This window comes from Luedemannella flava (genome assembly GCF_039528515.1).
Classification (GTDB): Bacteria; Actinomycetota; Actinomycetes; order Mycobacteriales; family Micromonosporaceae; genus Luedemannella; species Luedemannella flava.
The window spans coordinates 1-14,694 of the sequence record NZ_BAAALT010000073.1 but is presented as its reverse complement, the minus strand read 5'-3'; the positions used below and the strand labels follow the sequence as shown (position 1 = coordinate 14,694).

General features: G+C 71.9%; 14 protein-coding genes. 3 read left to right on the top strand and 11 right to left on the bottom strand.

Annotated elements, in window-relative coordinates:
* Positions 1-32: 32 nt before the first annotated feature.
* From ABD211_RS13965 to uraD, 7 genes are all read right to left on the bottom strand, one after another.
* On the bottom strand, positions 33-962 hold the full coding sequence (locus ABD211_RS13965) for an ABC transporter substrate-binding protein (RefSeq protein WP_425560406.1): 930 nt from the start codon (positions 960-962) through the stop codon (positions 33-35).
* 256 nt (positions 963-1,218) lie between these two features.
* Complete coding sequence (locus tag ABD211_RS13960) at positions 1,219-2,298, bottom strand: LacI family DNA-binding transcriptional regulator (protein ID WP_344130542.1); 1,080 nt, start codon at positions 2,296-2,298, stop codon at positions 1,219-1,221.
* Positions 2,299-2,992: 694 nt separating this feature from the next.
* A complete protein-coding gene (locus ABD211_RS13955; RefSeq protein WP_344130539.1) occupies positions 2,993-4,069 on the bottom strand; it encodes a LacI family DNA-binding transcriptional regulator in 1,077 nt (358 codons plus the stop codon).
* A 191-nt stretch (positions 4,070-4,260) separates the two neighbouring features.
* Entirely contained in the window at positions 4,261-5,604 is a 1,344-nt protein-coding gene (locus ABD211_RS13950; RefSeq protein WP_344130536.1) for an 8-oxoguanine deaminase, read from the bottom strand.
* A gap of 5 nt (positions 5,605-5,609) precedes the next feature.
* Positions 5,610-6,467, bottom strand: a complete 858-nt coding sequence (gene pucL / locus ABD211_RS13945) for a factor-independent urate hydroxylase (protein WP_344130533.1) — start codon at positions 6,465-6,467, stop codon at positions 5,610-5,612.
* Positions 6,468-6,470: 3 nt separating this feature from the next.
* A complete protein-coding gene (gene uraH / locus ABD211_RS13940) occupies positions 6,471-6,770 on the bottom strand; it encodes a hydroxyisourate hydrolase (protein WP_344130530.1) in 300 nt (99 codons plus the stop codon).
* Entirely contained in the window at positions 6,767-7,264 is a 498-nt protein-coding gene (uraD, locus tag ABD211_RS13935) for a 2-oxo-4-hydroxy-4-carboxy-5-ureidoimidazoline decarboxylase (protein WP_344130527.1), read from the bottom strand. The genes uraH and uraD overlap by 4 nt, the downstream gene beginning before the upstream one ends.
* Positions 7,265-7,456: 192 nt before the next feature.
* On the opposite strand from uraD, the gene serA reads away from it, so the two are divergent.
* The 3 genes from serA to ABD211_RS13920 are packed head-to-tail and all read left to right on the top strand — an operon-like array spanning position 7,457 to position 11,763.
* Complete coding sequence (gene serA / locus ABD211_RS13930; protein ID WP_344130524.1) at positions 7,457-8,653, top strand: phosphoglycerate dehydrogenase; 1,197 nt, start codon at positions 7,457-7,459, stop codon at positions 8,651-8,653.
* Positions 8,650-10,005, top strand: coding sequence for an FAD-binding oxidoreductase (locus tag ABD211_RS13925; protein ID WP_344130521.1), 1,356 nt, complete (start codon positions 8,650-8,652; stop codon positions 10,003-10,005). The genes serA and ABD211_RS13925 overlap by 4 nt, the downstream gene beginning before the upstream one ends.
* Positions 10,006-10,065: 60 nt before the next feature.
* Positions 10,066-11,763 (top strand): methyl-accepting chemotaxis protein, encoded by a 1,698-nt coding sequence (locus ABD211_RS13920; protein WP_344130518.1) that lies wholly within the window; start codon positions 10,066-10,068, stop codon positions 11,761-11,763.
* A 10-nt stretch (positions 11,764-11,773) separates the two neighbouring features.
* Here the strand turns inward: ABD211_RS13920 and ABD211_RS13915 are convergent, their stop codons facing one another.
* From ABD211_RS13915 to ABD211_RS13900, 4 genes are all read right to left on the bottom strand, one after another.
* Entirely contained in the window at positions 11,774-12,313 is a 540-nt protein-coding gene (locus tag ABD211_RS13915) for a DUF3592 domain-containing protein (RefSeq protein WP_344130515.1), read from the bottom strand.
* Between the two features lie 11 nt (positions 12,314-12,324).
* On the bottom strand, positions 12,325-12,816 hold the full coding sequence (locus tag ABD211_RS13910; protein ID WP_344130512.1) for a hypothetical protein: 492 nt from the start codon (positions 12,814-12,816) through the stop codon (positions 12,325-12,327).
* 64 nt (positions 12,817-12,880) lie between these two features.
* Positions 12,881-14,140 carry a low temperature requirement protein A gene (locus ABD211_RS13905; protein WP_344130509.1) on the bottom strand — a complete coding sequence of 420 codons (1,260 nt, stop codon included), beginning with the start codon at positions 14,138-14,140 and terminating at the stop codon, positions 12,881-12,883.
* 12 nt (positions 14,141-14,152) lie between these two features.
* Positions 14,153-14,694, bottom strand: a 542-nt coding sequence (locus tag ABD211_RS13900) for an aminoglycoside phosphotransferase family protein (protein ID WP_344130506.1), incomplete at its 5' end; no start/stop codon positions are given.

Sequence of the window (14,694 nt, the reverse complement as noted above, 5' to 3'; positions counted from 1 at the left end):
GACCGACCGGCACGGCCCCGGGGAACAACTGATTAGTACTTGCGGTCCGGCAGGGCCGCCTTCGCCTGCTCCTGGGTGAAGGTCGTCTCGTTGGTCACGATGCGCGGCTCGACCGCCTCACCGTTCTTGACCTTCTTGACCAGGTCCATCAGCTGAGGGCCAAGCAACGGCGAGCACTCCGCGATGAAGTTGAACTTGCCGTCGGCCAGCGCCTGCATGCCGTCCTTGACCGCGTCGATCGTGATGATCGTGATGTCGGTGCCCGGCTTCTTGCCGGCCGCCTCGATCGCCTCGAGCGCGCCCAGGCCCATGTCATCGTTGTGCGCGAACAGCACGTCGATGTCCTTGTGGGCCTTCAGGAAGGCCTCCATGACCTGCTTGCCACCGGCGCGGGTGAAGTCACCCGACTGCGACGCGATGATCTTCAGGTTCGGCGCCTTCGCGATGGCGTCCGCGAATCCCTTCTTGCGGTCGTTGGCCGGCGCCGAGCCCGTGGTGCCCTGCAGCTCGACGATGTTCACCGGGTCGGTCTTGCCCTCGTACTGCTTGACCAGCCACTCGCCGCTGACCACGCCCTCCTTGACAAAGTCGGACCCGATGAAGGTCTTGTAGAGCGTCTTGTCCGCCGAGTCGACCGCGCGGTCGGTGAGGATGACCGGGATGCCGGCGTCCTTCGCCTCCTTGAGCACGGTGTCCCAGCCGGACTCGACCACCGGCGAGAAGGCGATGACGTCGACCTTCTGCGCGATGAACGAACGCAGCGCCTTGATCTGGTTCTCCTGCTTGCCCTGCGCGTCGGAGAACTTCAGCTCGTAGCCGGCCGCCGCCGCGGACTCCTGGATCGACTTGGTGTTGGCCGTACGCCAGCCGCTCTCCGCGCCGACCTGGGAGAAGCCCAGGGTGATCTTGCCGTCGTCCTTGGGGGTGTCGGTGCCCTTACCGCCGTCGCCGCAGGCGGCCATACTGGCCGCCAGCAGGCCGACGGCCAGCGCCGCTGCTACCTTTCTGTACACTCTGCCCACTCTCCTCATGCCGATGAATCAGCTGGTGTGTCGGTTACAGGGGGTTGTGCCGGTGGTGCGTGTGGTGGTGCGCGGTGTACCCCCGCACCGGTTCACCGGGCCGTCCGACCGTCTCCGTGCCGGGGGGCGGTCGGACCGCCGGCGACATCTGTGTGCGCCCGAAGGGCGTCTATGTGAGCGTTCTCATTGGTTCGTGTCAGGCGACCGCGCGTGCCGAGCTGTCGCGCACCTTCAGTTGCGGGGTCAGATGGATCTGGCGGTGCGGCCGGGCGCCGGTGGCGATCTGCTCCATGAGCAGCGCCAACGATCGACGACCGACCTCGGCGAAGTCCTGCTGGACGGTGGTCAGGGGCGGAATCAGGTACGGGCCCTCGGGCACGTCGTCGAAGCCGACGACGCTCACGTCCGCGGGCACCCGACGACCCACCTCGTGCAGCGCGCGCAACGCGCCGAGGGCCATCTGGTCGTTGGCGCAGAAGACGGCGGTCACCGTGGGGTCCCCCGCCAGCCGCTGCGCGGCGAGGTATCCGGAGCGCGCGCTCCAGTCCCCCACCAGTACGGGCGGCGCCGGGGCGGCGTACGCCGTGAGGGCCTCGCGCCAGCCGGTGGCCCGCTCACGGGCCTCGGGCCAGCCGGGCGGCCCCGAGATGTGGTGCACGGTCTTGTGGCCCAGGCTGAGCAGGTGCCGGGTGGCCAGCGCGGCGCCGACCACATTGTCCACACCCACCATGGGCACGTCGGCGCCGCCGCCGACGCCGACGCCGACGAGCGCGATGCCGGGCGGCACGGCCGACAGCGCCACGACCGCCGAGTCCTTCGGCACGATCGCCACGATGCCCTCGACCGACTGCAGGCGCAGCTGGCCGATCGCGTCGAGGACGGCCCGCCGGCTCAGCGTCCGGATGCTCGCGATGCTCACGAAGTATCCGGCGTCGCGCGCCGCCTGCTCGATGCCGTACACCATCGAGGCCGGACCGAACAGCGTGGTGTCGAAGGTGACCAGGCCCAACGTCTTGGAGCGGCGGGTGACCAGAGCGCGCGCGGCCGAGTTCGGCTGGTAGTCGAGCTGGCGCATCGCGTCGAGCACGCGGGTCCGGGTCTGCGGACTCACCTTGGCCTGGTCGTTGAGCACCCGCGAGACGGTCTGGTGCGAGACGCCCGCGAGCTTCGCGACGTCCATCATCGTCGCCATGCGCTCCGGCACGGCGGGACTTGTCGGCGCCACGACGGGGGTGGACGGCTTCTCGGCCGGCTGGCGCCGCACATCGCCGCTCATCGCCGAACCCCTCGGCGTGCTGCGGTTTGTACGCGCGTCATGGCCAGTTCCATCCCGTTAACTCGTGTTGCCGGAACGTTGCAGGGCATAGTGTTAACGCTCACATCCCATCGCGTCAAGGGTGGAACTTCCGCTCTTCCCGACACCCCCGCGGACCGTAGGCAACGCGCGTGTCCGAGCGGTCACGCCAGGCTAGATCGCCCTGCTTATGGGGCGTGACATGGAAATGCGCCGCGACCGTCGCTCCACAGTGGTGGATGACACATCACGGAACCTCGATCACTTGTTGCGATCGCCGTTGCCGAATGTACCTATTTGCCCGATCGAGGGCTTGGGAAACAAATCGGTAACGCGAGGGGCCGGCACGTACGGGCTACGTGCCGGCCCCAGCCCACGGTGGCGGTGCCGCCACCGGGCCTTGTCACGCGCGCCGCGGGCCAGCGCCCCGCGCGGTGAGCGCGTTGGTACACAGAGGGCCAACCGGCGCCGTCCCAGGCGAGCAGATTGATGCCGAGCCTGCCGTTCGTTGGCCGCGAGCCGGTCCGGTAGCGGTCATGGTCGGCCGGCCGCGACGACGGCGCCGTGGCGGGCGGGTCGTGTGGTGCCTGCGCACATGGGGACACTCTCCCTGATGGTGGATGTGAACGTTCACACATGACCGGCTGAACTCGTAACCACCCTGGTCACCAGGGAGTCAGGTCGACAGGGCGCCGGTGCTCGCCCGCACGACGAGCTCCGGCGCGATGAGCGTGGGCAGGCGCGCCCCAGCCGGCTCAGCACCGGAGTCGCGCGCCTCGACCTGGGCCAGGAGGTGGTCCAGGCTCTGCCGCCCCAGCCCCACGAAGTCCTGGCGGACGGTCGTGAGCGGGGGCAGGTAGTACTCGGCTTCGGGGACGTCGTCGAAGCCGACGACGCTCACGTCGTGCGGCACGCGCCGGCCCGCCTCGTGCAGTGCCCGCACGAGCCCCAGCGCCATCTGGTCGTTGGCGCAGAACACGGCGGTCAGGTCGGGGTCGCGCGCGAGCACGCGGCCCAGTTCGTAGCCGGACCGGGACGACCAGTCCCCCGCGAGCACGGGTCCGACCGGCAGGTCAGCGTCGGTCAGCACGTCACGCCAGCCGGCCACGCGGTCGCGCGCCTCGGGCCAGTCGGGCGGCCCCGAGAGGTGGCGGATCTCCCGGTGGCCCAGCGCGGCCAGGTGCCTGGTCGCGAGAACCGCGCCGGCGTGGTTGTCCGTCGCGACGCTGGGCACCATCCCGTCGCCGCCCGGCCGCGCGGCGGCGGCCGCGCCCAGCCCCACCACGACGATCGGCAGGTTGACGGGCAACTCGGCGAGGGCCTCGCCCGCGGCGGGCATGGGCGCGATCGCGACGATGCCCTCCACGCTCTGCTCGCGCAGCCGGTCGACCGCGTCGAGCACGGCGCGCCGGTCGAGGGACCGCACGCTCGCGATACTCAGGAAGTAGCCGGCCTCGCGCGCCGCCTGCTCCACCTGGTAGACCATCGAGGCCGGCCCGAACAGGGTCGACTCGAAGCTGATCAGACCCAGCGTGCGCGAACGGCGGGTCACCAGCGTGCGCGCGGCCGAGTTGCGTCGGTAGTCGAGCTGGCGCATGGCCTCCAGCACCCGCTCGCGGGTCTCCGGGCGTACGTTCGCCTGGTTGTTGAGGACCCGCGACACGGTCTGGTGCGACACGCCGGCCAACCGGGCGACGTCCATCATCACGGAGTCGCGCCGCCCCCCGGCGTCCCTGCGCAGCGTCGGGCTCACCCGGCCATCACCCACCTTCCGACACGTCCGCCACACATTGTGACGGAGCGTCCGCGAGGAAGTGCTAGTGGCACGGCTGGCGCCCATGAAGTCGTCCCGGTTCCACCCTAGATATCGAGCATCGTCGTTGACGATTGTTAGTTGATACAACTAAGTCGGTCAAGGCGCCCCCACTCGCAGGTTTGTTGCAGTCAGCCACGCAGCCGCGCGGCGACCCGGCCCAGCTCCCGGGCCAGAACCGCCTCGTCGGCCGTGACCAGCGCGCCGTCGCGGACCACCGGGGAGCCGCCCACGAGCAGCAGGGCCAGCGGCGGCAGAACGCCGAAGACGAGCGCGGTCACCGGGTCGACGATGCCGGCGTTGGCCAGCCCGCCCAGCCGCCACACCGCGACGTCGGCCAGCTTGCCGGCCTCGAGCGAGCCCAACTCGGCCTCGCGGCCCAGGCACCGGGCGCCGCCGATCGTGGCCAGCGACAGGGCCGCGCGGGCGTCCAGGGCGGCGGGGCCACCGCGCAGGCGGGCGGCGTACAGGGCCTGGCGCTGCTCGTCGCCGAGGTGGCCCGCCTCCTGCGACGCGGGACCGTCGACGCCCAGGCCCACGGGCGCGCCGGCATCCAGCAGCTGACGCACCGGCGCGGTGCCCGCGCCCAGCCGCGCGTTCGAGCTCGGGCAGTGCGCGACGCCCGTGCCGGTGGCGCCGAGGCGACCCACCGAGGCGGAGTCGAGGTGCACCCCGTGGGCGAGCCAGACGTCGTCGCCGAGCCAGCCCAGCTGTTCGGCGTACTCGACGGGGTGGCAGTTGTGGTTCTTGCGGCAGAACTCCTCCTCGTCGACGGTCTCGGCGAGGTGGGTGTGCAGGCGGACGCCGGTGTGGCGGGCGAGCGCCGCGGACTCGCGCATGAGCGTCGGCGTGACCGAGAACGGCGAGCAGGGCGCCACCGCCACCTTGATCATGGCGGTCGGGGCCGGGTCGTGGAACCGCTCGATCGCGGCGGCCGTGCCGGCGAGCGCGCCGTCGGTCGTCTCGACGAGGCTGTCGGGGGGCAGGCCGCCGGCCGCGACGCCGAGGTCCATCGAGCCCCGGCAGACGTGCAGCCGGATGCCGACCGACCCGGCCGCGTCGACCTGCGCCTCGACCAGGTCCCCCGCGTCGCGCGGGAAGACGTAGTGGTGGTCGCTGCTCATCGTGCAGCCCGACAGGGCCAGCCAGCCCAGGCCGGCCGCCGTGGTGGCCCGGGTCAGGTCGGCGTCGATGCCCTCCCAGACCGGGTACAGCGCGGTCAGCCAGCCGAACAGGTCCGATTCCGTGGCGTAGCCGCGGGTCGCCCACTGGTACAGGTGGTGGTGGGTGTTGACCAGGCCGGGCGTGACCAGGCACCCGGTCGCGTCCACCCGCGTGACGTCGCCCGCCACGGCGGCGGGGCCGGGCCCGACGGCCACGATCCGGTCGCCGTCGAGGACGACATGACCCTCGGTGTACTCCGTGCCGGCCGCGTCCACGGTGGCGATCGCGCCACCCTCGATAACCGTGATCATCCGGGTCACCACCAAGCCAGTCCGGCCGCCGGCGCGTCGTCGCGCGCCACCGTGCCCTCGATGAGTCCGTACGGGCGGTCGGCCGCGAAGTAGACCTCGTTGGGGTTGTCCAGCCCGAACGGGCTCAGATCCACCAGGAAGTGGTGCCGGTTGGGCATGGCCAGGCGCACCTCGACGACCTCCGGGCGCGCGGTGAGCACCCGCTCCCCCATGGCGTAGAGCGTCTGCTGCAGCGAGCGGCTGTACGTTCCGACGAAAGCCTCGACCAGGAGGGACCGCACGGCGGCGTAGGAGCCGTCCCAATCGCCGTCCGCGGTGGCGTGCCGCCACCGGGCGGTCACGGCCGTGGCGAGGATCCGGTCCGTCGTGGGGGCCAGGGTCGTGTACCCGTCCTCGATGAAGCCGACGAACTCCGAGTCGGTGGAGTTGAGCAGGACCAGGTCGGTCACGCCGCTGACCACGGTGGCGGTCGACCCGTCGTAGGTGACCGTGGCGGTGCGGACCTCGCCGCCGTCGCGCTGGAACGAGTGCGGGCCCAGTCGGGACCAGGAGTAGGACTCGAGCCGGACCCGGGCGGCGTGGATGGGCTCCTGGCTGTCGACGAAGTGCCGGGCCAGGAGCAGCCCGAACGCCTCGACGGACGCGACGCCGTGCTGGCGCGCGAACGCGTACACCGTGTTCTTCTGGGTGTCGGTGGGCAGGACGTGGCCGTTGTCGCCGGACAGGTGCACGTCGGCCAGGTCCCCGGCGAGGGCGACGCTGACGTTCAGGTCGGTCAGCGTGTGCGGCTCCCCCGCGCGGGCGACGTGGACCAGCCGCGTCTCCGCCTTGCCGTACTGGTTCGCGCCCAGCACGATCCCCATCGATCAGCTCCCTCGGTAGGTGGTGTAGCCGTACGGGCTCAGCAGGAGCGGCACGTGCAGGTGCCGGGCCGGGTCGGTCACCGCGAAGGTGATCACGACCTCGGGGAAGAACGCGTCGGCGCCGATGTCGAAGACCAACCGGTACCGACCCGCTCCCGGCGGCAGCCAGTCGCGCAGCCGCCCGTCACCGTCGGTGACCCCCTGGGCGACCAGCTCCCAGTCGTCGCCGAGGCGCTCCAGCCGCACCGGCACGGCGACCGCCGGCTCCCCTCGCGTGGTGTCCAGAACGTGTGTGGAGATCATTCAACAAGCCTCTCCAGTCGGAGCCTGACGATCTTGGCTAGCTCCTCGCGGACCACCTGACGCTCGGTCGCCTCGTCGTTGGCCAGCCGGGCCCGCGCCGCCGCGAGCATCTCGGCCGGCGTCCGGCCCGAGGCGAAGATCAGAAAGACGTGGCCGAACCGCTCCTCGTAGGCGACGTTCGCCGCGCGCAGCGCGTCCGCCTCCGGCGACGCGCCCGCGTCTGCCTGCTCGCGCCGCGACCAGGCCGCCTCCCGCGAGTCGCCGTCGGCCCGCTGACCGATGCGCGGGTGCGCGGCCAGGGCCAGCGCGACCTGGTCCCACGACAGGTCCGCCAGCGCCGACAGGCCGACCGCGGTCAGGCTCCCCACACTCGGGTACGGGCGACCGAGCGCGACCCGGGTGGCCCAGTCCGGCACGGCGCAGCAGGCCAGCAACTCCGTCTCGGCCTGCTCGCGCACAAGATCGTTGAACCTGGTCAGCGCCGGGAACACCACGATCACCTCCGCCCGCGACGCGAAGATCGTACGGTCAAGATGTTTCTGTTTTGGTCCGTCGTTGTCCAGGGTCCCCCGTCCCGGGGCGTGGACGCCCGGCCTCCGGCGGACCGGGCCGAAACAGCTCGTGAGCTAGGCTCGCGGTGATCGGCGCCGGGATGGGCGCCGCTTGATGCGAATGGGTTCGAGCACATGCGCGCGCTGCTGTTGGAGGGCATCCACCCGGACGCCGTCTCCCGCCTCAAGGCCGACTCGTACGACGTGGAGGTCCTCGGCCGGGCCCTCGACGAGCAGGAGTTGATCGACCGGATCTCCGACGTCGCCCTGCTGGGCGTCCGGTCCAAGTCCCAGGTCACCGCCAAGGTGCTCGACGCCGCCCCGAACCTGGTGGCCGTGGGCGCGTTCTGCATCGGCACCGACCAGATCGACCTGCCCCACGCCAGCGCCAACGGCGTCGCGGTGTTCAACGCCCCGTTCTCCAACACCCGCAGCGTGGTCGAGCTGGCGCTGGCCGAGATCATCGCGCTCACCCGCCGGCTCACCGAGAAGAACGCCGGCATGCACAACGGCGTGTGGGACAAGGCCGCCGAGGGCAGCCATGAGGTACGCGGCCGCAGCCTGGGCATCGTCGGCTACGGCAACATCGGCACCCAGCTGTCCGTGCTGGCCGAGAACCTGGGCATGTCGGTCTACTTCTTCGACACCGCCGACCGGCTGGCGCTGGGCAACGCCCGCCGCTGCGCCTCCCTCGACGAGCTGCTCGCTGTCTCCGACGTGGTCACCCTGCACGTGGACGGGCGGCCCAGCAACAGCCAGTTCTTCGGCGAGGAGCAGTTCGCCCGCATGAAGCGGGGCAGCATCTTCCTCAACCTGTCGCGCGGCTTCGTGATCGACCACGCGGCGCTGCGGGCCAACCTGGAGTCCGGGCACCTCGCGGGCGCGGCCGTGGACGTGTTCCCCACCGAGCCGAAGGGCCGCGGCGACGAGTTCGTCTCCGAGCTGCGCGGCCTGCCCAACGTCATCCTCACGCCGCACATCGGCGGCTCGACCGAGGAGGCGCAGGCCGACATCGGCTCGTTCGTGGCGAACAAGCTCGCCCAGTACGCGAGCGACGGCACCACGACCCTGTCGGTGAACCTGCCGGCGGTGGCCCTGCCGCAGCAGCCCGACACGCACCGGCTGGTGCACCTGCACCGCAACACCCCGGGCGTGCTCGCGCAGGTCAACGGCATCCTGGCCGAACACGGTGTGAACGTCGAGGGCCAGCTGCTGGCCACGAAGGGCGAGCTGGGCTACGTGCTCACCGACATCGGCATCGACTACTCCGACGAGGTCCTCGCCCAGCTCCGCGCGATGACCCAGACGGTCCGGCTGCGGGTGCTGTCGTGACGCTGGAGGAGTCGCTTAGGGCGGTGGTGGGCGATGGGCACGTGCTCACCGACGACGATCTCAAGGCGTCGTACGAGACGGACTGGACCCGGCGGTTCCACGGCAGCGCCCGCGCCGTCGTGCGCCCGGCCGACACCGCCCAGGTCGCCGCGGTCCTGCGGGCCTGCGCCGACGCCGGCGTCGCGGTCACCGTGCAGGGCGGCAACACCGGCCTGGTCGGCGGCGGCATCCCGGCCGGCGGCGAGGTGCTGCTGAGCCTGAGCCGGCTGACGACGTTGGAGCCGGTCGACGCGCTGGCCGCCCAGGTGACCGTCGGCGCCGGGGTGACCCTGGAGGCGCTGCAGAACCACGCCCGCGCCGCCGGGCTCGACTTCGGCGTCGACCTGGCCGCCCGGTCCCAGGCCAGCATCGGCGGCCTCGTCGCCACCAACGCCGGCGGCATCCGGGTCGTGCGCTACGGCAGCACCCGCGCCCAGGTCGTGGGCGTCGAGGCGGTGCTCGCCGACGGCACGGTGCTCAGCCGGCTCGACCCGCCGGCCAAGGACAACACCGGCTACGACCTCACCCAACTGCTGTGCGGCAGCGAGGGCACCCTCGCGGTGATCACGAAGGTACGGGTGCGGCTCGTGCCGCCGGCCGGCGAGGCTGCCGTGGCGCTCGTCGGCGTCGACGGCACCGCGGGCGCCCTGCGCCTGCTCGCGGACGCGCGGGCCCGGCTCACCACGCTCGCCGCCGCCGAGCTGTGCTACGCCGAGGGCGTCGCGCTGGTCCGGTCCGTGGGTCGCCTGCCGGCCCCGCTCCCGGAGGACTTCCCGGCGTACGTGGTGATCGAGTGCACCGGGCGCACCGACCCGACGGACGAGCTGGTCGAGATGCTCGGCGAGTGCGAGGCCGTCGGCGACGCCGCCGTCGCGTCCGACGCGTCGGGCCGGGCCAAGCTCTGGGCCTACCGGGAGACGCACACCGAGGCGATCAGCGCCACGGGCGTGCCCGTGAAGCTGGACGTCTGCGTGCCGCTGGACCGGCTGGAGGCGCTGGTCGACGAGCTTCCCGGCGTGATCGCCGCGGTGGCGCCCGACGCCCGGCCGATCCTGTTCGGCCACCTCAACGAGGGCAACCTGCACGTCAACGTGCTGGGCGCCGAGGCGGTGGCGGAGAAGGTCACCGACGAGGTGCTGCGCCTGGTCGCCGCACACCGGGGCAGCATCAGCTCCGAGCACGGCGTGGGCCGGGCCAAGACGCCGTGGCTCACCCTGTCCCGCTCGCCGGAGGAGATCGGGGCCATGCGCCGGGTCAAGGCGGCCCTGGACCCGGCGGGTCTGCTCAACCCCGGTGTGCTCCTGCCGACATAACCGACATGTCGAAACGCTCACCTCGGCGGCCCGCCGGCCGACGGGGTGAGCATGACATCGGTGTTGCGGAGATGGCGGCCCATCGTGGCCGCGATCCTGGTCCTGGCCGTCGGGTTCCTGGCGCTCCAGCAGATCACGACGAGCGCGTTCGACGGCATTGAGGCCCGGCAGGTGGCCCAGGACTCCGACCGGCTGCGCATCGCGCTCGACGGCGAGATGCGGACGCTGCAGAGCTACGCGATCAACGACGCCGAGTGGGACGAGACCTTCTACGCGGTGGCCAAGGCCGACACCGACTCCTTCAACTACGAGTTCCCCCCGGCCTTCGTGGCCACCATGGACTTCGACGGGCTGATCGGCATCGGTCCGGATGGCTCCGTGCGGGTTGGCGGTCTGATCGAGAACGGCACCTACGTGCCAATGCCGGCCGATGTCAACACGCCGGCGGTGCTGCGTTCACTGATCGACCCCACCGCCAAGTCCGGCGTCACCCAGTGCGGGATGATCAACTCTTCTGCCAAGCCGCTGCTGTACTGCAGCGCGCCCGCCTACCCGAGCAGCGGCACCGGTACCGCCTCCGGCGGCCTGGTCGTCATCAAGGCGCTCGACGGCGAGGGCCTGGCCAAGCTCGGCGCCCAGGTGAACCTGCCGCTGAGCCAGACGGCCGCCCCCCGCACCGGCGGTGAGACGCAGCCGGCGTTGACCAGCATGCTCGGCACGATCCCGGTGACGACCACCGTCACGGACAACGGGAAGATCGCCGTGGACGCGCTCATCCCCACGATCAACGACGCGCCCGTGGTCGTCGAATCGATCCGGGAACGGCCGATCCACGACGTCGCGAACAACACGGCCGTGAAGCTCTTCGGCTTCGTCGCGGTCGCGACGGTCGCGCTGATCGTGGGCGTCATGCTCATCGTCCGCCGTGCGGTGCGCCAACAGGTCGGACCGCTGCGCCAGACCGCCGAGCAGGTGATCGCGTCGGGTGACCGGGGCCTGCGCATCGGGATGACGGGCAGTGGTGAGATCCCCGCCCTCGCGGGCGCGATCGACCAGATGCTCGACGCGATGGCCACCCAGGACGCCCGGCTGCGGGCCGAGCAGACCGCCCGCGAGGATCAGGTCGCCGCGACGTTCGCCGAACGCCAGCGCGTCGAGGAGGAGACCCACCGGGAGGCGCAGGCAACGATCGCCCGGACCACGGCCATCGTGACCGACCAGCTCACCGACGTCGTCGAGCACGTGGAGTCGGCCCGGGCCAGCACGCGGGACATCGACTCGCGAGTCGAGACCGCCTACGCCGCGACCCAGCAGATGGTCGAGCAGGTGCGCGAGGCCGACCTGCTCGTCACCGACCTGACCGGCAGCCTGCGTCGCGTCGGCGGCGTCGCCGAGCTCATCGCGCGCGTCGCCGACCAGACCAACCTGCTCGCGCTCAACGCCACCATCGAGGCCGCCCGCGCCGGCGACGCCGGTAAGGGATTCGCGGTCGTCGCCAGCGAGGTCAAGGAGCTGGCGACGACGACCGCCCAGTCCACGGGCGAGATCACCGCGACCCTCGCCGGCCTGGAGCGGCAGATGGCCACCGTGTCGGCGGCCATCACCGGCCTGACCGACGGCATCACCGAGATCAACGACAGCACCACGCACGTCCGCAACGTGACGGCCGGGCAGCGCGACGTCGTCGAGCAGCTGGGCCGCCAGGTTCAGGACTCCATGGCGCACATCCGCACCCTGGCGGACGGGTCCGGCGACTAGGGACGCGGCGTCAGCCCGTGGGCTCGCCCCACGGCTCGGTGTACCCGGGGTCCGGGTCAAGCTCGAACTGCGGGACACCCGGGCCGGTGGCGGCCGCGGCCATGGCGATGACGAAGCTGAGGAACACCACCGCGGCGACCGCCATCAGCAGGCCGATGACGATCGCGACCACGCCGCCCGACCCACGGCCAGGGCCGCTGAGCAGCTCGATCTGCTCGGGTTTGGCCGGGTCGTAGCGCACCTGCACCTGCGTGCCCTTGATGAACGACCGCCGCAGGCCCACCGGGCCCACGGCCGTGACCTGCTGGCCCAGCTCGGTGCGGTACTCGATGACGGGCGCGAACGTGAGCGACGCCCCGTGCTCGCCGCTGTGCGAGGTCACCTGGTTGTCGACGATGACGCCGGTCGCGGTGCGGCCGTCCGCGGCCAGCCGCCGCGACCTCGCCGTGCGCCACACGCCCCAGCCGGCCAGCGCGAGACCGCCCAGCGCCATCAACCCGCCGCCGCAGAGGATGAACCCCACGACGGCGCCCCCGAAGCCCATGCTCATGGCCGGTGAGCCTACGCAACCGCCGCAAGGGTGTCGGTCGGCCGTTTGGCCAGCTCACGGATGGCGCGGTGGGCGAAGATCAGCGGAATGACGCCGACCACACCGAAGGACATGTCGATGAGCAGCCACCACCAGGGGATGCCCCGGACCGGGCCGGCGATCAGGGCGAGCGGGATGATCGCCGCGCAGGCGATCATCCCGAACTGGACGACCCAGACGTTGCGGACGGGGTCGCGCAGCGGCCCCCAGAACGCGACGGCGATGACGAGGTGGGCGAAGGCGAGCCAGTCGGTGCCGTAGGCGAGGAAGTCGGGGGCGGCGACCAGGCCGGCGTGCACCCGGTCGATCCAGGCCACCAGCGGCTCCGGCGACCAGGGCACCGCGTGCAGGACGCGGGCGAGCACCCCGCTCTCCCATTCGAGAGGGAAGGCGGTCACGCCGCTGAGGACGAGACCGACGACGAAGACGACGAGCCAGAACCGGACGCGCGCGAGAGCGGACACGCGGGCAGCGTATGGGGCGGGGTCGCCCGTCAGGGTCATCCCACACAAGATCCACACAGAACCTTCACCGGTTGCCGAACAGGTGCAGCGGGTTCTCGCGCAGCCGCCGCAGCGCGATCGGCGCCCGTACGGTGACGACGACGGCCGCCAGCACCGCCCAGACCGCGATGATCGTGACCACGATCGGCGGGCTGACCAGGAGGTGCAGCAGCGCCAGGCAGACCGTGGCCGTGACGAGCAGCACGCGCAGCGCCCGCAGGTACCAGTGCGGCAGCGCGCCGATGGTGAACCCGCGCGTGCCGACGAGGTAGACCGCCAGCCCGATGCTGACCAGCCACGTCGCCGCGACCGGCGGATCGTCGTGCAGCGAGAGGTCGATGCCGGCCGCGATCAGCAGCAGGGCGAACGCGGGCGGCAGGTGCCCGCCGGCATAGATGCCGTACGCCATGGCGGGGTTGCCGCCGGAGGCCCGCAGCACGAACTCGTTGATGCCGGCCGACGAGTCGAAGTAGATCCACCAGAGCGCGCCCGCGAGGACCAGGCCCGCGAGCAGGCCGAGCTGCACGGCGCCCTCGGCCCCGTGCATGTCGACGGCGGTGTACGCCACGGCGATGACGACCTCGCCGAGCAGAATGATCATGAAAAGGTTGAACCGTTCGGCCAGGTGTGCCGCGTTGACCGCCCGGCCCGGGTCCGCCGGCGGGGTCAGCAGGGCGTCGAACTGCTCGCGCCGCCGCTCGCCGGCCTCGGACGCACGCCCCTGGTCCTCGCGCGCGGGCCGGCGACCCTCGCGCACCTCGGCCAGCATGAGGAAACCGGCCTCCTGCGCGAGCGCGAACACCCACAGCGCGTACTGCCACGGCGGCGGGATGAACGCGGAGACCGCGAACACAGCCGCCGAGAGCGCGTAGCTCATCCCGGCCGACCGGCCGGCGGCCGGCCCCTCCCCCGACGTCGTCGGGTACGCCACGGCCAGCACGAGGCGGGCGCCGGCGAGCGCGAGGGCGAGGCCACCGACGTGTCCGTCCGTGACGGCGTGGGTCTGCGTCGCCGCGATGGCGCACGGGATCGTGCCGACCAGCAGGAACAGCCGCTGTGAGGCGCGGTCCTCGCCATGGCGGTTGTAGAGGATCACGAACCCGATCCACGTCCACCACAGCGCGAGGAAGACGCCGAGCGCCGTCATCACGCCCCGCCAGTCCGGCCACTCGACCATGACGTGGGCGACCTGCCGCACCGCGAAGACGAAGACGACGTCGAAGTACAGCTCGATCCACGAGACGCGCTTCTCGGACTCCTCGTGCCCAGCGGCGGTGCCCGTCATGCACCGATTTGATCACATTCGTAGGTGAGTGGCGAGCAATCGCGCCACGGCGAGCGGTCGGCCGCCCGGCCGGCCGCCGTCCTCCACCGTCCACACCTGTGACAGGACGGCCTTGACGAACCCCCACGCGGCCACGCGGTCCGCGCTCAGCTCCAGGCCGTGGGCCACGACCTCGACCCTGGGGAGTACGAGCGACAGCAGGCCGTCGTCGGTGTCGTCCGGGTCAGGGTTGTAGAGCAGTGCCCCGGCCTCGTAGCCGGGGTCGCCGACGAGGCCGTGCGGGTCGATGGCCAGCCACGGCTCGCGGTCGGCCCGCAGCACGTTGTCGTGGTGCAGGTCGCCGTGCAGCAACATGTCGGGCGGCGCGGTGGCGAGCAGGTCCGCGAACGTCGCGGCCGCGCGCTCGACCAGGTCGCGCGGCAGCGGCCCGTCGCCCGGGAACCCGCGCAGGTAGTCGACGAAGGCGCGGCCCTTGTCGGCCAGGTGCGGCAGGCCGTGCCCGGCGGGCGGCGGGCGGTGCAGGCGGCGCGCGACGCCCACGATCGCGGCGGTGG

Bases quoted from the DNA above. Each gene is read 5' to 3' on its own strand.
- ABD211_RS13965 (WP_425560406.1), bottom strand. From the start codon at position 962: ATGGCCGCCTGCGGCGACGGCGGTAAGGGCACCGACACCCCCAAGGAC.
- ABD211_RS13960 (WP_344130542.1), bottom strand. From the start codon at position 2,298: ATGAGCGGCGATGTGCGGCGCCAGCCGGCCGAGAAGCCGTCCACCCCC.
- ABD211_RS13950 (WP_344130536.1), bottom strand. From the start codon at position 5,604: ATGATCACGGTTATCGAGGGTGGCGCGATCGCCACCGTGGACGCGGCC.
- pucL (WP_344130533.1), bottom strand. From the start codon at position 6,467: ATGGGGATCGTGCTGGGCGCGAACCAGTACGGCAAGGCGGAGACGCGG.
- uraH (WP_344130530.1), bottom strand. From the start codon at position 6,770: ATGATCTCCACACACGTTCTGGACACCACGCGAGGGGAGCCGGCGGTC.
- serA (WP_344130524.1), top strand. From the start codon at position 7,457: ATGCGCGCGCTGCTGTTGGAGGGCATCCACCCGGACGCCGTCTCCCGC.
- ABD211_RS13915 (WP_344130515.1), bottom strand. From the start codon at position 12,313: ATGAGCATGGGCTTCGGGGGCGCCGTCGTGGGGTTCATCCTCTGCGGC.
- ABD211_RS13905 (WP_344130509.1), bottom strand. From the start codon at position 14,140: ATGACGGGCACCGCCGCTGGGCACGAGGAGTCCGAGAAGCGCGTCTCG.